This window comes from Bradyrhizobium sp. 2S1 (genome assembly GCF_011516625.5).
Lineage (GTDB): Bacteria > Pseudomonadota > Alphaproteobacteria > Rhizobiales > Xanthobacteraceae > Bradyrhizobium > Bradyrhizobium septentrionale.
On record NZ_CP147717.1, the window covers coordinates 5,887,841 to 5,907,102 of the forward strand.

Annotated in this window: 15 protein-coding genes; 11 read left to right on the top strand and 4 right to left on the bottom strand. The window is 66.2% G+C overall.

All coding sequences use genetic code 11. The annotated features are described in order from the left end of the window. Window positions 1-87: 87 nt before the first annotated feature. Window positions 88-1,101, bottom strand: a complete 1,014-nt coding sequence (galE, locus tag HAP54_RS27875; RefSeq protein WP_166305826.1) for a UDP-glucose 4-epimerase GalE — start codon at window positions 1,099-1,101, stop codon at window positions 88-90. Between the two features lie 86 nt (window positions 1,102-1,187). Between galE and HAP54_RS27880 the strand changes: the two genes are divergently transcribed. After that, window positions 1,188-2,276 carry a glycosyltransferase family 4 protein gene (locus HAP54_RS27880; RefSeq protein ID WP_175619495.1) on the top strand — a complete coding sequence of 363 codons (1,089 nt, stop codon included), beginning with the start codon at window positions 1,188-1,190 and terminating at the stop codon, window positions 2,274-2,276. Here HAP54_RS27880 and waaF read toward each other — a convergent pair. Beyond that, window positions 2,258-3,322: a lipopolysaccharide heptosyltransferase II gene (gene waaF / locus HAP54_RS27885; RefSeq protein ID WP_166305829.1), complete on the bottom strand. Its 1,065-nt coding sequence runs from the start codon at window positions 3,320-3,322 to the stop codon at window positions 2,258-2,260. The two genes, HAP54_RS27880 and waaF, sit on opposite strands and share 19 nt — an antisense overlap. 136 nt (window positions 3,323-3,458) lie before the next feature. Here waaF and rfaD point away from each other — a divergent pair, with 136 nt between their 5' ends. From rfaD to HAP54_RS27915, 6 genes are all read left to right on the top strand, one after another. Further along, window positions 3,459-4,439, top strand: a complete 981-nt coding sequence (gene rfaD / locus HAP54_RS27890; RefSeq protein WP_166305832.1) for an ADP-glyceromanno-heptose 6-epimerase — start codon at window positions 3,459-3,461, stop codon at window positions 4,437-4,439. A 17-nt stretch (window positions 4,440-4,456) separates the two neighbouring features. After that, entirely contained in the window at window positions 4,457-5,929 is a 1,473-nt protein-coding gene (gene rfaE1 / locus HAP54_RS27895; RefSeq protein WP_166305835.1) for a D-glycero-beta-D-manno-heptose-7-phosphate kinase, read from the top strand. Continuing rightward, complete coding sequence (locus HAP54_RS27900) at window positions 5,926-7,218, top strand: O-antigen ligase family protein (protein WP_414646148.1); 1,293 nt, start codon at window positions 5,926-5,928, stop codon at window positions 7,216-7,218. Before rfaE1 ends, HAP54_RS27900 begins: the two co-directional genes overlap by 4 nt. 84 nt (window positions 7,219-7,302) lie before the next feature. Further along, window positions 7,303-9,216: a nucleoside-diphosphate sugar epimerase/dehydratase gene (locus HAP54_RS27905; protein WP_166305838.1), complete on the top strand. Its 1,914-nt coding sequence runs from the start codon at window positions 7,303-7,305 to the stop codon at window positions 9,214-9,216. Window positions 9,217-9,264: 48 nt separating this feature from the next. Next, window positions 9,265-10,479, top strand: a complete 1,215-nt coding sequence (locus tag HAP54_RS27910; RefSeq protein WP_166305841.1) for a glycosyltransferase family 4 protein — start codon at window positions 9,265-9,267, stop codon at window positions 10,477-10,479. After that, complete coding sequence (locus HAP54_RS27915) at window positions 10,476-11,417, top strand: NAD-dependent epimerase/dehydratase family protein (RefSeq protein WP_166305844.1); 942 nt, start codon at window positions 10,476-10,478, stop codon at window positions 11,415-11,417. Before HAP54_RS27910 ends, HAP54_RS27915 begins: the two co-directional genes overlap by 4 nt. Window positions 11,418-11,421: 4 nt before the next feature. On the opposite strand, the gene HAP54_RS27920 is transcribed toward HAP54_RS27915, so the two are convergent. Both HAP54_RS27920 and HAP54_RS27925 read right to left on the bottom strand, forming a co-directional pair. Then, window positions 11,422-12,432 (bottom strand): MraY family glycosyltransferase, encoded by a 1,011-nt coding sequence (locus HAP54_RS27920; RefSeq protein ID WP_166305847.1) that lies wholly within the window; start codon window positions 12,430-12,432, stop codon window positions 11,422-11,424. Window positions 12,433-12,463: 31 nt separating this feature from the next. Continuing rightward, entirely contained in the window at window positions 12,464-13,429 is a 966-nt protein-coding gene (locus HAP54_RS27925; protein WP_166305850.1) for a lysylphosphatidylglycerol synthase transmembrane domain-containing protein, read from the bottom strand. 338 nt (window positions 13,430-13,767) lie between these two features. On the opposite strand from HAP54_RS27925, the gene HAP54_RS27930 reads away from it, so the two are divergent. From HAP54_RS27930 to murJ, 4 genes are all read left to right on the top strand, one after another. Further along, window positions 13,768-15,180 carry a mannose-1-phosphate guanylyltransferase/mannose-6-phosphate isomerase gene (locus HAP54_RS27930; RefSeq protein WP_166305853.1) on the top strand — a complete coding sequence of 471 codons (1,413 nt, stop codon included), beginning with the start codon at window positions 13,768-13,770 and terminating at the stop codon, window positions 15,178-15,180. Window positions 15,181-15,427: 247 nt separating this feature from the next. Next, window positions 15,428-16,444 (top strand): Gfo/Idh/MocA family protein, encoded by a 1,017-nt coding sequence (locus HAP54_RS27935; protein ID WP_166305856.1) that lies wholly within the window; start codon window positions 15,428-15,430, stop codon window positions 16,442-16,444. A 33-nt stretch (window positions 16,445-16,477) separates the two neighbouring features. Continuing rightward, a complete protein-coding gene (locus tag HAP54_RS27940; RefSeq protein ID WP_166305859.1) occupies window positions 16,478-17,629 on the top strand; it encodes a DegT/DnrJ/EryC1/StrS family aminotransferase in 1,152 nt (383 codons plus the stop codon). Window positions 17,630-17,732: 103 nt separating this feature from the next. Then, window positions 17,733-19,262, top strand: a complete 1,530-nt coding sequence (gene murJ / locus HAP54_RS27945; RefSeq protein WP_166305862.1) for a murein biosynthesis integral membrane protein MurJ — start codon at window positions 17,733-17,735, stop codon at window positions 19,260-19,262.

Consider the following 19,262-nt stretch of genomic DNA (forward strand, 5'->3'; position numbering starts at 1 on the left):
CCGTGCCGGCCGTCAGGTTGCGGGACCTCATTGCCCGCTTGGCGGGGCTTTTTCAAGCCCAATAACGGCTTGATAACGGCTTGATTTTTAGGCCGATTCTGCCTGTCGCGCGGGGCCGCCGCGCTCCCGGAACAGCTTCTCCTCCCAGGCCAGTGCATGGGTTGCGATGGTCTCGAGATCGTCGTAGCGCGGCGTCCAGTCGAGAGCCGAGCGGATCCTCGTGGTGTCGGCCACCATGGTCATGATGTCGCCGGGCCGTCGCGCGGCGTAGGCGACGGCGAAATTGCGCATCGAGACCCGGCGCACCGTCTCGATCGTCTCGAGCACGGAATAGCCGCGGCCATAACCGCAGTTCAACGTCACCGATTGCCCGCCGGCGCGTAGATAGGACAGCGCCGAGCGATGCGCTTCGACGAGATCGCTGACATGGATGAAGTCGCGCACGCAGCTGCCGTCCTGTGTCGGATAGTCGGTGCCGAACACGTCGATCTTGGCGCGCTGGCCGGTCGCGGCCTCGACCGCGATCTTGAGCAGATGGGTGGCGCCGACGGTGGCGAGGCCGGCGCGTCCTTTCGGGTCGGCGCCGGCGACGTTGAAGTAGCGCAGCACGACGTAGCTCATGCCATGGGCAGAGGCGACATCGTGCAGCATGATCTCGGTCATCAGCTTCGAGGAGCCGTAGGGCGACAGCGGACGGGTCGGCGCGATCTCCGGCACCGGCACCTGGTCCGGATTGCCGTAGACGGCCGCGGTCGAGGAGAAGATGAAGCGGTTGACGCCGGCTTTCACCGCGGCATTGAGCAGGCTGCGCGTCGTCATGGTGTTGTTGCGGTAGTAGCCGAGCGGATCGCGCATCGAGTCCGGCACCACCACGGAGCCTGCGAAATGGATGATGCTGTCGATGCCGTGCTGGGCGATCACGCCCTCGACGAGGTTCTCGTCACCGGCATCGCCGATGAACAGCGGCACGCCGTCGGGCAGGAACGCGGAGAAGCCGGTGGAGAGATTGTCGATCACGACGACGCTCTCGCCGGCATCGACCAGCGCATGGACCATGTGACTTCCGATATAGCCGGCGCCGCCGGTTACGAGCACGGTCATGGATAGAGCTCTCCCGATATCTTTGGCCGGCGATGCTAGCGGGAGCGCGGTGAAGAGGGGGTTTCGACCCAACCGAACTGGCCACTATGCTTAATGTTGCGTATAGGAACTGGCGCGAAACGGAGACTTGCGTGCCGATCGAGAACACACCTGCGCCCGAGCTCGAGCTCATCGTGCCCAATCTGCACCGACGCTATTCCGGTGTCACCGCGACCAACCGCATGGTCGCGCCGAAGCTTGCCAAAATGTTTCGCGCGGCATGGCTCGGCTCGCATCGGCCCGACGGCATCGACGCGATGGGATTTGCCGATCTGATGCGGCTGCGGCGGCGCGCGTCGCCATTGATCTGGCATGCGCGGCGCAATGACGAGATGATCGCAGGGCTCGTGCTGCGTGCGCTCGGCTGGCCGCTGAAACTGCTGTTCACGTCAGCCGCGCAACGTCATCACACCTGGCTGACGCGCTGGCTGATCCGCAACATGGATGCGATCATCGCGACCAGCCCGCTGTCGGCGTCGTATCTGAAGCGCGAGGCCACCGTGGTGATGCATGGCGTCGATACCCTCAGCTATGCGCCGCCGGCCGATCGCGCGGCGGCCTTCGCCGAGAGCGGATTGCCGGGACGCTATGCGATCGGCTGCTTCGGGCGGGTGCGCGCGCAGAAGGGCAGCGACGTGTTCGTCGAGGCGATGTGCAGACTGCTGCCGCGCTATCCCGATTTCACCGCCGTCATCGTCGGCGCCGTGGTGCCGGAGCAGCAGGTCTTTGCCGGCGAGTTGAAGCGGCGCATCGAGGCGGCCGGCCTGCAATCGCGCATCATCATCACAGGTGAATTGCCGATCGAGGATGTCGTGCGCTGGTACCAGCGGCTGACGATCTACGCCTTCACCTCGCGCAACGAAGGCTTTGGTTTGACCCTGATCGAGGCGATGTCGGCAGGCGCGGCGCTGGTCGCGGCGCGCGCAGGCGCTGCCGAGTTCGTCGTCGATGGCACGACCGGCGTGCTGACGCCGACCGGCGATGCCGACGCGCTGGTGGCCGCGCTCGAGCCGCTGATGCGCGATCCGGCGTCGGCAGCGGCGATGGGGGCGCGGGCCCGCCAACGAGTTGTGGATAAGTTCAGCCTCGATGCGGAAGCGCGCGCAATCGCTAAGGTCTATCGCACGTTGATCTGAGCCAGCACGCGTTGCGCGATATCGACGACCTCTTCGGCTGCGATGTCGCGCATGCAGCGATGGTCGTTCATGGTGCAGACCGTGCGCTGACACGGCTGGCACGCGAGCTTGCTCCTGGTCTGCCGCACCGTTGCGGCGAGCTCATTGAGCGGGGCCCAGAGATAGGGGTCGGTCGGGCCGAAGATGCCCATGGTCGGCGTGCCGATCGCGGCCGCGATGTGCATCAGCCCGGAGTCGTTGGCGATGGCGACATTGGCCGCGGCCATCGCCAGCACGCCATTGCGCAGATCGGTGCCGGTGAGATCGCGGACCCGCGCGCCGCCGGCGGCCGCGATCTCCTGCGCCAGCGCCTTCTCGCCGGGGCCGCCGACCACCCAGACGTCGAAGCCGCGCTCGGCGAACAGCCGCGCGGCTTCCGGATAATAGGTCCAGCGCTTTGAGGCGCCGACCGAGCCGGGCCCGAGTGCGACGGCGGGGCCGGTGCCGAGGCCGTTGGCCTGCCGCCAGCGTCCGATCTCGTTGGCGGGAACCCGGAGCTGCGGCACAGGCCATTCGCCCGGGCGGGGCGCGCCGTCGGGCAGCGCCAGCACGGCGTTCTTGTCGATGAAGCGCGGCAGCTTCCTTTCGCCCCAGCGCATGGCGTTGATCAGGCCGAATCGCGCCTCGCCAAAGAAGCCGACCCGCTCCGGGATCCCGGCCAGCGCCGGCGCGATAGCCGACTTCCAGGTGCGCGGCATCACCAGCGCGGTGGCGTAGTTCCGGGAGCGAAGCTCGGCAGCGAGTTCCCGCTGCTTGCCCAAGGCCAGCTGGCTGCGCGGCAGGTCGTAGACGAGCCCGGCGCGGACACCCGGCATATAATCGACCAAAGGGGCGCACAGGCTTGACGTCAGCAGATCGACCGGCCGATTGGGCCAGCGCTTGCGGAGAACCCGGACCACGGTGTGGCCGCGCACGAAATCCCCAATCCAAACATAGGGTACGATCAGGATAGGTCTGCTATCCTCCGTATCCTGTGTTTCGATATCATATATTGAATCAATATTCATTTCTAAAAGGGCCAGGACCGGGTCGGACGCGGCCAAGTCGGTAACTGGTTCGCGATTAGAGGTAAAGCCGTCGTTGCCTGTGGCGCCGGAGTGGGGCAAAGCTGGCGGCTGCAAAGGAATCTGGCGGGATTTCATCATGTTTCTGGTAACCGGGGGCGCCGGTTTTATCGGCTCGAACGTCGTGGCCGCGTTGAACGACGCCGGGCGCAGCGACGTCGCGGTCTGCGATATCCTCGGGCACGACGGCAAGTGGCGGAACCTGGCCAAGCGTCAGCTTGCCGACGTCGTTCCCCCGACCGAACTCGGCGACTGGCTGAAGGGACGGCGGCTGGACGCTGTCATCCATCTCGGCGCCATCTCTGAGACCACGGCGACCGACGGCGATCTGGTGATCGAGACCAATTTCCGGCTCTCGATGCGGCTGCTCGACTGGTGCACCGCGAATGCCACGCCGTTTATCTATGCCTCTTCGGCCGCGACCTATGGCGACGGCGAGCGGGGGTTCGACGACGACGGGTCGGTCGAGGGGCTGAAGCGGCTGCGGCCGATGAACCTGTACGGCTGGAGCAAGCAGCTGTTCGATCTTGCGGTCGCCGAGCGCGTCGCGAAGGGCGAGCGGCTGCCGCCGCAATGGGCCGGGCTGAAGTTCTTCAACGTGTTCGGGCCGAATGAATATCACAAGGGTACGATGATGAGCGTGCTGGCGCGCCGCTTCGACGACATCAAGGTGGGCCGCGTCGTGCAGCTGTTCAAGTCGCATCGCGAGGGCATCGCCGATGGCGATCAACGCCGCGACTTCATCTATGTCGACGATGTCGTGCGGGTGATGATGTGGCTGATCGCGACGCCGCGGGTCTCCGGGCTGTTCAATGTCGGAACCGGCGAAGCGCGCAGCTTCAAGGACCTGATCGTCTCGGCCTATGGCGCGCTCGGCCTGCAGCCGAACATCCAGTATGTCGACATGCCGGAGCAAATCCGCGGCAGCTACCAGTACTTCACCCAGAGCGTTGTCGATCGTCTCGGGCGCGCCGGATACAATGGCGGCTTTACTCGGTTGGAAGACGCGGTCGGGGCCTATGTGAAGGGCTTTCTCGACCGCCCAGATCGCTATCGCTAAGCGGATCAGTGTGACAGATGTTCGATTTTGAAGCGATCTCGCGTGCGATGTCCGGTCAGACCGTGCTCTGCGTCGGCGACCTCATGCTCGACGAGTTCGTGTACGGCGAAGTGTCGCGAATCTCGCCGGAGGCGCCGGCGCCGGTGATCGCGGTCAGGCGCAGCGAGACCAATATCGGCGGCGCCGGCAACGTCGCGCGCAATATCGCCGCGCTCGGCGGGCGCTGCATCTTCGTCGGCCTGATCGGCGAGGATGCCGCCGGCACCGCGTTGAGTGAGGCGCTGGCGAAGGAGGCCGGCATCGAGACCGTGTTGGTGCGCGACGCCGCGCGACCGACCACGCGCAAGGTGCGCTTTGTTTCCGAACAATTCTCGACCCACATGCTGCGCTCCGATTGGGAGCTCGCCGCGCCGGCGGCGCCCGCCATCGAGCAGCAGCTGATCGACGCGATCCTGCCGCATCTTGCCCGTGCCGACATCGTGCTGCTGTCCGACTACGCCAAGGGCGTGCTCACCGCGCGCGTGATCCGCAACGTGATCGACGCTGCGCGCCAGGCCAAGAAGCGCGTGATCGTCGATCCCAAGAGCGCCAATCTCGCGATCTATCGCGGCGCCACCGTGCTGACGCCGAACCGGAAGGAATTTGCCGAGGCGACCCGCAGCCGCGCCGACAGCCAGGACAGCATCGCCCAGGCCGCGCCCGATGCGATGTATCTCGCGGATTGCGAGGCGATGCTGGTGACGCAGGGCGAGCGCGGCATGACGCTGGTGACGCGGGACGGCGGCTCGATCCATGTGCCGGCGCTGCCGGTCAAGGTGCGCGACGTCTCAGGCGCCGGTGATACCGTTGCGGCGGCGTTGGCGCTGGCGCTGGCGGGTGGTGCCGACTGGGACGGCGCGCTGCGGATCGCCAGTGCCGCGGCGGCGGTCGCGGTCGGCAAGACCGGGACCGCGATCGTCAGGTCCGCCGAATTGCGGCGAAGGATCCTGCCGCACGCCTCGCTCGCGGCCGAGGACAAGATCGTGCCGGCCGGCGGCGATATCGATGCGCATATCGAGGAATGGCGCAAACAGGATCTGCGCATCGGCTTCACCAACGGCTGTTTCGACATCCTGCATCCCGGCCACGTCAAGGTGCTGACCGCCGCGCGCAGCACCTGCGACCGCCTGATCGTCGGGCTGAACAGCGACGCCTCGGTGCGGCGGCTGAAGGGCGAGGGGCGTCCGGTGCAGAACGAGCGCGCCCGCGCCGAGGTGCTGGCGGCGCTGGAAGCCGTCGACCTTGTCGCAATCTTCGAGGAGGACACGCCCATCAATCTGATCATGAAGGTGCGCCCGACCGTGCTGGTCAAGGGTGGCGACTACACCCGCGAGCAGGTGGTCGGTCACGAGATCGTCGAAGCCGCCGGCGGCGAGGTCGTGCTGGTCGAGATCCTGCCCGGTCACAGCACCACGTCGCTGGTTGCCCGGGCCCGTGAGGGCAAGGCGTGAGCGCGAGCGTGGCATCTCAGGCAGGCGCCGCGGCGTGCCCGGCCTGGCGCGATCCGGCGCGCTGGCACACTGCGACCGATGTGGTCGCGGTGCTGATCGCGCTGTCGATGCCGTGGTCGACCTCGCTGGTCGGCATCTTCGGCGTGGTGCTCTTGATCGCGATCGCGCCGACGGTCGACCTGAGGGCGTTCTGGACGCTGCTGAAGCGGCCGATCTGCGTGGCGCCGATCGCGCTGTTCTGCCTCGCGCTGGTCGGCACGCTCTGGTCGGACGCCGCATGGGGCGCGCGATTCTACGCGGTCGGGCCGACGGCCAAGCTGCTGGTGCTTCCGGTGCTGCTCTATCATTTCCAGCGCTCGACGCGCGGGAGCTGGGTGTTCGTGGCCTTCGTGATATCCTGCACGCTGTTGATGGTGATGTCCTGGCTGGTGTTCGCCTATCCCGGCCTCGCATTGAGGGCGCCTGGTCCCGGGGAGCAGGGAGTCTTCGTCAAGAACTACATCAACCAGAGCCAGGAATTCACGCTGTGCGCGGTCGGGCTGTCCTATCCGGTCGTCATGCTGTTGCGGGAAAAACGGGTCCTGCCGGCCGTGCTGCTGATCGCGATTGCGCTCAGCCTGTTCGCCAACATGGCGCTGGTGGTGGTGTCGCGGACCGCGATGGTGACGGTTCCGATCATGTTTGCCGTGTTTGCGCTGCTCCATCTGCGCTGGCGCAGCATCATCCTGATCGCTTGCGCGACCGCCGCGTTGTCCGTGGTGGCGTGGTATGCGTCGCCGCAATTGCGCTGGACGGCCGAGTCATTCCAGCGTGACTACAAGCTCTACATGGAGCGCAACGAGCCGACGTCGATGGGTTTGCGGCTGGAATTCTGGCGCAAGTCGCTCGGGTTCTTTGCCGAGGCCCCGCTCGTCGGCCATGGCACCGGCTCGACGCGCGGCCTGTTCGAGCGCGTCGCGGTCGGCGGTGAGACCCAGGCTAGCGGCGGGGTGATCGGCAATCCTCACAATCAAACGTTGAACGTCGCCGTGCAGTGGGGCATTCTGGGCGTCGCCATACTTTACGCTATGTGGCTGTTGCATCTCTTGCTGTTTCGCGGCGACGGTCTCGCCAACTGGATTGGACTCCTCGTTGTGGTGCAGAATATTTTTACTTCGTTGTTTAATTCACACATCTTCGACTTTCACGAAGGCTGGATGTATGTGCTGGGCGTCGGGGTAGCCGGCGGCATGGCGTTGAAGGGGCGTTTGGGGACCGATATGGAACCCGAACCTCCCGTCGGTCCATGATCGCTGGCAAGGGCTGTGCAGATACGCTATCAGCCTGCCAATGTCCCATCGCGAACTCCCAGCTGCCGGCAACCCGTCTGTTAGATGACGCGTCTTTCACAATTCACCCTGCGCAACTTCCTGATTATGGCGCATGACGCGCTCGCGACGACGTTTGCGTTGCTGGCGAGCTTTTATCTGCGTTTCGAGGGCAGCCTCCTTACCGACCGGCTGCCGCACCTGCTGCGCATTCTGCCCTGGTTCGTGCTGTTCAGCGTTGCGGTCAGCTATTTCTCCAACCTGACCACGGCGAAATGGCGCTTCACCTCGCTGCCGGACGCGGTGAATATCCTGCGGGTCGCGGCGGTGCTGACGCTGGCACTGGTCGTGCTGGACTATGTCTACTTCTTCACGGGATCGAGTTCGCAAAGTCCGGTGTTCCTCGGCCGGGTCACGATCATCCTGTTCTTCTTCCTTGAAGTGTTCGCGCTGAGCGCGTTGCGCATCGGCTATCGCTATTTCCGCTATTCGCGCACGCGCCTGCATGCCCGGTCCGACAATGCCGCGCCTGCGCTGCTGGTCGGACGCACTGCCGACGCGGAAGTCGTGCTGCGCGGCATCGAGAACGGCGCCATCAAGCGGCTCTGGCCGGTCGGCGTGCTCTCGCCGTCGAACGCGGATCGCGGCCAGATGATCCGCAACATTCCCGTAGTCGGCGGCGTCGATGACATCGAGGCCGTGATTCGCGACTTCGAGACCCGCCAGCGGCCAATCAAGCGCGTGGTCATGATGCCCTCGGCGTTCGAGCCGGAGGCGCATCCGGAGAGCGTGCTGATGCGCGCCAAGCGGCTCGGCCTGATGGTCAGCCGCCTGCCGTCGCTGGAAGGCGGCGATGCGCCGCGGCTCACCAATGTCGCGGTCGAGGACCTGCTGCTGCGGCCGAGCCAGAAGATCGACTACGCGCGCCTTGAGGCGCTGGTGCGAGGCAAATCCGTGATCGTGACCGGCGGCGGCGGCTCGATCGGCGCGGAAATCTGCGACCGGGTCGCGACCTTCGGCGCGGCGCGCCTCCTGGTCGTGGAGAACTCCGAGCCGGCGCTCTATGCGGTCACCGAGGCGCTGTCGGCGCGCGACACCGGCGCCGCGATCGAGGGCCGGATCGCCGACATCAGGGATCGCGAGCGCGTCACGCGCCTGATGAGCGAGTTCAAGCCCGACATCGTGTTCCATGCCGCGGCGCTCAAGCATGTGCCGATCCTGGAGCGCGACTGGAGCGAGGGGGTCAAGACCAACATCTTCGGTTCGGTCAACGTGGCCGACGCCGCGCGCGCCGCGGGCGCCAGCGCGATGGTGATGATCTCGACCGACAAGGCGATCGAGCCGGTGTCGATGCTGGGCCTGACCAAGCGTTTTGCCGAGATGTATTGTCAGGCGCTGGACCATGACCTGATGACCGAGGCGAAGGGCAAGGCGCACATGCGGTTGATCTCGGTGCGGTTCGGCAACGTGCTGGCGTCCAACGGGTCGGTGGTGCCGAAGTTCAAGGCGCAGATCGAGGCCGGCGGACCGATCACGGTCACCCATCCCGACATGGTTCGCTACTTCATGACAATCCGCGAGGCCTGCGATCTCGTGATCACCGCGGCGACGCACGCGGTGACGCCGGCGCGGCCCGACGTCTCGGTCTATGTGCTGAACATGGGACAGCCCGTGAAGATCGTCGATCTCGCCGAGCGGATGATCCGTCTGTCGGGCCTGCAGCCCGGCGTCGACGTCGAGATCGTGTTCAGCGGCATCCGTCCCGGCGAGCGGCTGAACGAGATCCTGTTCGCAAGCCAGGAGCCGACGCTCGAGATCGGCGTCGCCGGCGTGATGGCGGCGAAGCCGAACCAGCCCCCGATGGCGACGCTGCGCAAGTGGCTGGCGGCGCTGGAGGATGCGATCGAGAGAGATGACCGCGTGACCATCCACGCCGTGCTTCAGGATGCCGTGCCCGAGTTCGGATCGAATGCCGCCTGACCGCGCCGTCCTGCGCACGATGAGGCAAGACCGTTTCGAAAGCCATTGATGCGCAGTTCTCGAAAAGTCGTCGTCGTCAGCCAGCACTATCCGCCGGACCACAGCACGACCGCCGCGATCATGGCTGCGATCGCAGAGCGGATCGCGCAGGAGGCCGAGGTGATGGTCGTCTCCGGCATGCCGGGCTCCGCGCAGGCGTCCGCGCCGGGGCGCCCCGTCGTCGTCGAGATCAGGAACTGGCTGCCGGGAAAGGCCGCGCTGATCAAGCGTGCGCTGGCCGAGGCGCTGTTCACCGGCCGGATCTTCTTTGCGCTGCTGTCGCGGCTGCAGCGCGGCGACGTGGCGCTGACCGTGACCGCACCCTTCGCGCTACCCTATGCGGTTGCCGCCGCGGCAAGGTTGAAGGGGGCAAGGTCGGCGCTGATCCTGCACGACCTGTTTCCCGACGTGCTGGTGATGGCCGGGCTGCTGCGGCCGACCTCGCTGGTGGCACGGGCGATGCGCGCGATCAACGCGCTGATGTTCCGTGCCTTGAGCGCGGTCATCGTGATCGGCCGCGACGCCGAAAAACTGTTGCTGCGGTACGGCGGCATGACGCCGGACAAGATCAGGTTCATTCCGAACTGGGCCACGCTCACGCCGGGCAACCGTCCCGTCAGTCCCGACAATCCGTTTCGCAAGGCGTTCGCCGCCCGCTTCGTCGTCGGCCTGTCCGGCAATCTCGGCTTCACCCACGATCCGGACGTCGTGTTCGAGGCCGCGCGGCTGTTGCAGGACGAGACCGACATCCATTTCCTGCTCTCGGGCTGGGGCATGGGCTTTGCGCGCCTGAAGGACCTGCAGGCCGCATCGCGGCTCGCCAATGTCACGCTGGTCGACCGCGTCGCCGACGGCGAGCTCGATGCGCTGCTCTCCAGCGCGGACGTCTGGCTCATTCCCTATCGCAAGAACGTCGCCGGGGTGTCGGTCCCGAGCCGGTTCTACAATTTGCTTGCGGCGGGACGGCCTGTCATCCTTGTCTCCGAGCCCGAGGCGGAGGCTGCGCTCACCGTCAGCGAAAACCGGCTGGGCTGGGTCGTAACCCCCGAGCGGGCCGATCAACTCGCCGACGCCGTCAGGCTGGCGTCGCGATCGCAGGACACTGCGATGGCCGAGCGCGCCGTCGCGACCGCGCGGACTTTCAGCCCCGAGCGGGCGCTGGCGAGCTATGCTGCGCTGGTTCGGGAGCTGCTCTCCAATCGCGATGCGGAGCGGACGGCATGAAGGATGGTCGGCGGACGGTTCTGGTGACGGGCGCGAGCGGCTTCGTCGGTCGTCATGTGGTGCCGGTGCTGGCGCGCAACGGCTGGCTGGTGCGGCGCGCGGTGCGGACCCCGCCGCAGGATGCAAACGACGTGGCGATCGGCTCGCTCAGCCCGGCCACCGATTGGCGCGCCGCGCTCGATGGCGTCGACGCCGTCGTTCATCTTGCGGCCCGCGTTCACCAGCAGTCCGACGAACAGGCGATCGAGCTCTACCGCAACGTCAACATCGAGGGCACGCTGCATTTGGCGCGTTCGGCGGCCGCTGCCGGCGTCCGGGATTTTATTTTCGTCAGCACGATCCTGGTGCATGGGCGCAGCAATTACGGGCGTCCGCCGTATCGCGAGGACGATGTGCTGACGCCGCGCGGCCTCTATGGAAACTCGAAGGCGGCCGCCGAGGTCGGCTTGAAGGAAATCGTGCCGGGCAGCGGCATGCGGGTCACCGTGATCAGGCCGCCGCTGATCTACGGCGCCGGCGCGAAGGGAAATTTCGACCTGCTCAAGCGCGCGGTGATGAATCGCATGCCGCTCCCGCTCGCTTATGTGAAGAATCGCCGCGCGTTCCTGTCGGCGGAAAACCTGGCGTCGTTCATCCTGCATCGGTTGTTGCAACCGGGAAGTGATTTCGACGTGTTCCTGGTGGCTGACCGCGAGCAGGTCTCGACGCGGGAGTTCGTCGAGCGCCTTGCCCGCGCGGCGCAAACCTCGCCGCGCCTGTTCTGGCTGCCGCAGCCGCTGTTGAAGGTGCTGCTCGGCATCAGCGGCCGCAAGGAAGCCTATGACAGCCTGTTCGCCTCGCTCGAACTCGATCTCTCCAAGGTCGCGAGCACCGGATGGCAGCAGCCGATCAGCCTCGACGAGGGGCTGCGGCGCGCGCTGAGCCGGACCGATATCTGACCGATCAGAGCCGTCGCGAGAACCGGCGCAGCTGCCAGCCGACGGCGAGCGCGCCGGCCAGCAGCAGGGCGACGTCCGCGCGGAGGGAATTGAGGCCGACCGAGGCGAAGGCGAGCAGCGCCAGCACGAGGTTGAGCACGAAGACCTCGCCGACGACGCGCCATACCGTGAATCCGTTGTCGGTCGCGCGCTGATAGAAGTGCGAGCGATGCGCGGCCCAGAATGGCTCGCGCCGCGCCATGCGGCGGAACAGCGTGACCGTCGCATCCGTCAAATAGTACAGCGGCAGCAGCAGCGCGGCGGCGAATTGCTGGTGCAGGGCAAGCTCGAGCAGGCACCAGCCGAGCAGCAAGCCGATCGGCAGGCTGCCGACATCGCCGAGGAATATCTTTGCGACCGGCCGGTTGAACGGCGCGAAGCCGAGCAGCGCGCCGCACAGCGCTGCCGCGATCAGCGCGGGTGCCGCGCCGACATGGCCAAAGCAGCCGAGCAGGGCGACGGCCAGCGTGATCGGCACTGCCTCGGCCGCCGTCATCAGGTCGAGCCCGTCCATGAAGTTGACGAGGTTCACGAACCAGAGCCCGGCGATCAGCAGCGCCCCGCGTTCGAGCCAGATCGGGCAGGCCGGAACGAGCCTGAGATCATCAGGCGCCGAGAACACCACGGCCGCGACGGCGGCAGCCTGCAGCAACAGCCGCGGGACGACGGGCAGGGAACGGATGTCGTCGACAAAACCCACCACCGCGATGAACAGGCAGGCCGCGAACACCGTGAATGGAATAGTCAGGTCCGGCGATCCGGTGAGGGCGATGACGATGCCACCCGCGAGCAGCGTGGCTGCCGTGACCGCGATGCCGGCGCCCTGCGGGATCGGAATGCGGTGCGACGAGCGCGCATTTGGTTTCGCGAGCGCCACACGCAGCAGCAGTGGCCGCGTCGCCTGGATCAGGACGGCCGAGATCGCTGCGGCGAGAGCCGCTGCGATCAACGACAGGAGGATTTCGAAAGCGCTCATTCTGGTCCGGTTATTGTGATCCCGGGACTCGCTATTGCGATCCCGGGACTTCGATCGGCGCGGCGCCCTTGGCGGCCTTTTCCGGGCTCAGGATCCATACCAGGCCGCCGAACACTCCGACCACGAACGTCACCGCGCCGAACAACAGCGAGACGTTGACGCCCTCATTGGCGATCAATCCGGCATAGCCGAAGGCCAGCGCCATCGTGGCCTCGCGCACGCCCCAGCCTGCGATCGAGATCGGCATCATCGTGATCAGCATCACCGGCGGCAGCAGCTGGAAGATCTCTCCGAAGGTGACCGGGGCCGCGATCGACTTCACCACGCACCAGCCGATCACGACCGTCACCACATGAATGGCAATCGAGAGGGTTGCCACCTTCAATCCATGCGCACGGCTGAACAGCACCCGGTTTGCGATCACAGCGCAGGCATGGATGTGATGCGTCGCCCACCACCGCGCCAGCCAGGGCCACGGCAACACGCCGATCAACAGGAAGCCAAATCCGGCCGCCAATCCGGCGAGGTCCAGCAGCAGCAACGCCGTCCAGCCGTGGGGATCGGAGATCAGCCGATAGCTCCAGGGCAGGGTGACGGCGATCACGACGGCAAGCGCGATCAATCCGACCGCGCGATCGACGAAGATCGAATAGGTGGCGGCGCGCCAGCCCGCGCCGGCGCGCGCGACGAGCCAAAGCCGCACCGCGTCGCCGCCGATCGAGGACGGCAGTGTCTGGTTGAAGAAGGTGCCGATCACGTTGAAGCGCATCGCCTGGGAGGTCTCCAGCGGCGCGCCGCACTCCACGCCGATCTCCCGCCAGCGCAGCACGCCGAGAAAGATCTGCAGGAACGTGACCGCGATCGCGAGGCCGAGCCAGCCCAGGCTCTCGACCTGGATGCGCGAGGCGAGGTCATACAGGTTGACCTTGCGCAGCGAGAAATAGAGCAGCGCAGCCGAGATCAGGATCTTGACAGTTGAAAGCAGGATTCGGCGCATTTCCGTTCGCGCTGCCAGGTTTTCAGAATGTTTCAAAAACTGCGCAAAACGCTTTCGCGCGCCCAAATTCGCAGCCTTGGTATGGTTTCCGCACCGATCTGGCAATACCCGTACTGGAACCTATTGCGGCCCGCTCGACGGGGCGGCTAAAGAGGCCCGAAACAGGAAGGACGGCACTCCGCCGGGGTTTACCATTACAGGTAAAATCCGACCGGACGTGCGGGGGCGCACGTTATGCTCCTCGGATCGTGCTTTCGAGGTAACACGGCTGTCCGCTGCGGCCGCCCGGGCGCAATGTTAGTGTGTCGTCCACGGACACGACAGGACTTGAGGCATCGATGGATCGACGAATTATTCCCCTGATCATGTGCGGTGGCGCGGGCACCCGGCTGTGGCCGGCGTCGCGCGAGGTGCATCCGAAGCAGTTCCTGTCGCTGTTCGGGGCTCGCTCGACCTTCCAGGAGACGCTGCTGCGGGTCTCGGACGCCAGCGTGTTCGAGCGGCCGATCGTGATCACCAACGAGGCCTATCGCTTCATGGTGCTGGAGCAGCTGGCCGAGATCGGCCGCGAGGCCGACGTGCTGCTGGAGCCGATGCGCCGGGACTCAGGCCCTGCCATTGCGGCCGGTGCGGTGTTCGCGCAGAGCCGTGACGGCGAGGCGATCGTGCTGGCGCTCGCCGCCGACCATCTGGTGCGGGATACCCAGGCCTTTGTCGCCGCGTGCCGCGGCGGACTGGTTGCTGCGGAAGCCGGCCGCATCGTGACGTTCGGCGTCAAGCCGGAACGGCCCGCCACCGAATACGGCTACATCAGCCCGGGCGAGGTGGTCGCCGGCGAGGTGCGCGCGGTGGCGAAATTCGTCGAGAAGCCGGATGCCGCGACGGCGGCGGGCTATATCGATGCGGGCTATCTCTGGAACAGCGGCAACTTCATGTTCCGTGCCGGCGTGCTGCTCGACGAGTATCGCAATGTTGATGCCGACAGCGTTGTCTCGGTGGAGCTGTCGGTTGCATCGGCGGCGCGCGATCTCGGCTTCGTCAAGCTCGATGCGCAGGCCTTCGGTGCGGCGAAGGCGATCTCGATCGACTATGCCGTGATGGAGAAGACATCGCATGCTGCGGTGGTGCCGGTGGCGTGCGGCTGGTCCGACATCGGCTCGTGGCGCCAGGTCTGGGAGCTGTCCGACAAGGACAGCCTGGGCAATGCCGCGCGCGGTACTGCCGTGTTCGAGGACTCCCGCAACTGCAACGTCACGACCGACCGGGCGCTGGTCGCGCTCGAAGGCGTCGACGATCTCGTCGTGGTCGCGACCCAGGACGCCGTGCTGGTGTCGCGCCAGAAGGACGCCAACGGGCTGAAGCGGCTGGTCGCAAAGCTGAAGGTCGCGGCGCCCGAGGTGACCGAGAACCACATCAAGGTGCATCGCCCCTGGGGCTCCTATCAGTCGGTCGACAATGGCGACCGCCACCAGGTCAAGCGCATCATCGTCCGGCCGGGCGGGCGGCTCTCCTTGCAAAAGCACCATCACCGCTCCGAGCACTGGATCGTGGTGCGCGGCACCGCGCAGGTCACCGTCAACGAGCTGATCAAGACGGTGCACGAGAACGAATCGATCTACATCCCGATCGGCGCGGTGCACCGGCTGGAGAACCCGGGCAAGATTCAGCTCGAGCTGATCGAGGTGCAGACCGGCAGCTATCTCGGCGAGGACGACATCATCCGCATCGAGGACGACTATCAGCGCACCTGAGGGCGAGCCGGTTCCCGCGCCATTCATGAGCCGCGGGACGATGTAACTCTTTGAATCAAAACGTGTCCGGATTTCGTTGTTGGCATTCGCCACATTTGGGGCGCCGTGCTATAGCGGCTGCCAACGAAGCGGGGTGATTTGCGCCGGAGGCGCAGATCGGGAAGAGGGGCCCTGATTCCGCGGGAGCCGGGGGTGGCTCTGCGAGAAGCCCGGGACAACCGCCAGAACGTCACTTGGGGTCTACGATATGAATGCAAAAGTGTCCGCAGCCGGCGCGAAGGCCGATATCGGCCGCGTATTGCGCGTCGGCGTGATCGGCGCCGGCGTGATGGGCAGCAACCATGCCCGCGTGCTGGCCGGACTACCCGGCGTCATGCTGGTCGGCATCGTCGATCCGCTGCCCGAACACCGCACGCGCGCCATCGATCTGGTCGGTTGCCGTGCGTTCGAAAGCCTCGATCAACTGCTCGCCGAGGGCGTCGATGCGGTGACGATCGCAGCGCCCACCCATCTGCATCACGAGATCGCGCTCGCCTGCATCGCGCGCAACATCCATATCATGGTCGAGAAGCCGGTCGCGTCCACGGTCGAGGAGGGGCGCGAGATCGTTGCCGCCGCCGAGAAGGCCGGCGTGACGCTGATGGTCGGCCATGTCGAGCGTTTCAATCCGGCGGTCGCCGCGATCAAGCAGGCGATCTCGGGCGAGGACATCCTGTCGATCGGCATCACCCGGGTCGGCCCGTTCCCGCCGCGGATGTCCAATGTCGGCGTCGTGATCGATCTGGCCGTGCACGACATCGACCTGATCCGCTGGTTCACCGAGTCCGACATCGTCGAGGTGCAGCCGCAGCTCTCGAGCGCGGTCGCCGAGCGCGAGGACATCGCGCTGCTGCAATTCCGTACCGCGTCCGGCGTGCTCGCCCACATCAACACCAACTGGCTGACGCCGTTCAAGGCGCGCAACGTGACGGTGGCGACGCGCGGCAAATATGTGATGGGCGACCTGCTGACGCGCCAGGTCACCGAATGTTTCGGCTTCAAGCCGGACGGCAGCTATTCGATGCGTCATCTGCCGGTCGGTCACGACGAGCCGTTGCGCGCCGAGCTGATCGCCTTCCTCGATGCCGTGCGCAGCGGCAAGGTGCCGGCGGTGTCCGGCGACGAGGGCGTAGCGAGCCTCGAGATCGCGATCCGCTGCCTCGAATCGCCCGCGCGGCCTGCGGCCTCGACGATGCGCAAGGGGCCGCGCCGCATCGCCGGCTGACCGTCAATCATTCAACATTTGCAAAGAGCCTCCATGAACCAGCACCTGCAGCTTGAGCCCATTCCCTTCATCGACATCTCCGCGCAGCGCAAGCGGCTCGGCAAGTCGATCGATGACGCGGTCGCGCGCGTGCTCGATCATTGCCAGTTCATCAACGGGCCGGAAGTGACCGCGCTGGAGAAGGCACTGGCGGACTATAGCGGCGCCAAGCACGTGGTGAGCTGCGCCAGCGGCACCGACGCGCTGCTGATGGTGTTGATGGCGAAGAATGTCGGGCCGGGCGATGCGGTGCTGTGCCCGACCTTCACTTTCTGCGCGACCGGCGAGGTCGTGACGCTGACCGGCGCGACGCCGGTGTTCGTCGATGTCGACGAAGAGACCTTCAACATCGACGTCAACTCGCTCAAGCGCGGCATCGCGACGGCGTGGGCGCGCGGGTTGAAGCCGGTCACCGTGATCCCGGTCGATCTGTTCGGCCAGAGCGCCGATCATGATGCGATCGCCGCGGTCGCCGAGGCCGAGGGCCTGTTCGTGCTCGATGACGCCGCGCAGGGCTTTGGCGCCACCTACAAGAACCGCAAGCTCGGCACCTTCGGGCTCGCGACCGGCACCAGCTTCTTCCCGGCCAAGCCGCTCGGCTGCTTCGGCGACGGTGGCGCGATCTTCACCGACGACGAGGAGCTCGCACGCACGCTGCGCAGCATCCGCGTGCACGGCCAGGGCTCGGACAAGTACGACAACGTGCGGCTCGGCCTCACCGCGCGGCTCGACACCATGCAGGCGGCGATCCTGCTCGAGAAGCTGAAGATCTTCGACGACGAGATCGCGGCGCGCAACAAGGTGGCGGAACGCTATACGCGCGCGCTCGGCAATTTGGTCGCGGTGCCGCGGCTCGCTCCCGGCTGCACCTCGGTGTGGGCGCAATACACCATCCGTCTGTCCAACGGCATCGATCGCGACGCCTTCGCGGCCGCCCTGAAGGCGCAGGGCGTTCCGACCATGATCTACTATCCGAAGTCGGTCCACCAGCAGACGGCCTATAGCCACTTCCCGGTCGCGGACGGCGGCCTTCCGGTCAGCGAACGCCTGTCGAAGGACGTCATCGCCCTGCCGATGCACCCCTATCTCGACGAGGCGACGCAGGACCGCGTCATCGCGGCTGTGCGCAGCGCGCTACAGGCATGATCCCGAAAAGTGGCTTCCGGTTTTCGGGCTGGATCATGCCTTGATCGTTAACGTCCTGAATACGTCATTTTGACGTAGGGTGATGATGCGCTAGAAGCAGCGGATGCTTGGGCGCATCTTCACCGTCGGCGGCTATACCCTGCTATCGCGGGTGACCGGATTCGCGCGCGACATCATGCTCGCGGCGATCCTCGGCGCCGGGCCGGTCGCCGACGCCTTCTTCGTGGCGCTCAGGCTGCCGAATCATTTCCGCGCGATCTTTGCCGAAGGCGCGTTCAACGCCGCCTTCGTGCCGGCCTATGCCCATGTCCATGGCGAGCGCGGCGAAGCCTCGGCGCGGCTGTTCGCCGACCGCATCTTCACGCTGCTGTTTGCTTCGCAGGTGGTCCTGCTGGTGGTGGCGATGGCGTTCATGCCGCAGGCGATGAGCATCCTCGCGCCGGGCTTCACCGAGGACGCGGCGCAGCGCAAGCTCGCGATCGAGCTGACGCGGATCACCTTTCCCTATCTGCTCCTGATCACGATGGTGACGCTCTATGGCGGCATGCTCAACGTGATGCATCGCTTCGCCAACGCGGCCGCGGCGCCGATCTTCCTCAACCTCGCCATGATGATGACGCTGGCGCTGGCGGCGTTCTTTCCCAGTGCGGGCCATGCCGCGGCCTGGGGTGTGCTGATCTCGGGCTTCCTGCAGTACTTCCTGCTCGCCGGCGACCTCGCGCGTCATGGCGGGCTGCCGCGGTTCGCGCCCTTGAGGCTCGACGAGGACGTCCGCGCCTTCTTCCGCGCGCTCGGCCCGGCGACGCTTGGGTCGATGGGAACGCAGGTTGCGCTGTTCGCCGACACCATCATCGCGACCTTCCTGCCGGCCGGCGCGCTGTCGGCACTGTATTATGCCGACCGCCTCAATCAATTGCCGATCGGCGTGATCGGGATCGCGATCGGCACCGTGCTGCTGCCGGAGATGTCGCGGCGGCTTTCCGCCGACGACCACGCCGGCGCCATGGCCGCGCAGCGCCGCGCCTTCGATTTCACGCTGCTGTTCTCGGTGCCTTTCGTGGCGGCGTTCCTGACCGTCGCCGATCCGATCATGCGTGCGATGTTCGCCCGCGGCGCGTTCTCGAAGGCCGATGCGGCAAGCGCCGGCGCCACGCTCGCGGCCTATGCGGTCGGGCTGATTCCATTCGTGATGATCCGCAGCGCGGTCGCGACCTTCTATGCCCGCAAGGATACCGCAACGCCGGTGAAGGCGGCGCTGACCGGGGTCGCGGTCAACGTCGCGCTGAAGATCGCGCTGGTCGGCACGCTGGCGCAGGTCGGGCTCGCGCTCGCGACCGCGATCGGAGCCTGGGTCAATCTGCTGCTCGTTTTGATGTTCGCGATCCGCCGCGGCTATCTCGTGCTCGATCGCGCGCTGATCCGCTCGTTCGGCACCTTCGCGCTGTGCGGCCTCCTGCTCGCGCTTGCGCTATGGCTGACCTGGCATTTCGCCTATGTATGGTTCGCGCCGATGCAGATCCTTCGCGACGAGCTGATCCTGCTGCTGCTGATTGCAGTCGGCATCTTCGTCTATGCCTTGCTGATCCTCACGCTGTTCGGCCGCGGCTGGCTGTTCGCACTGCGCCGCGTATAG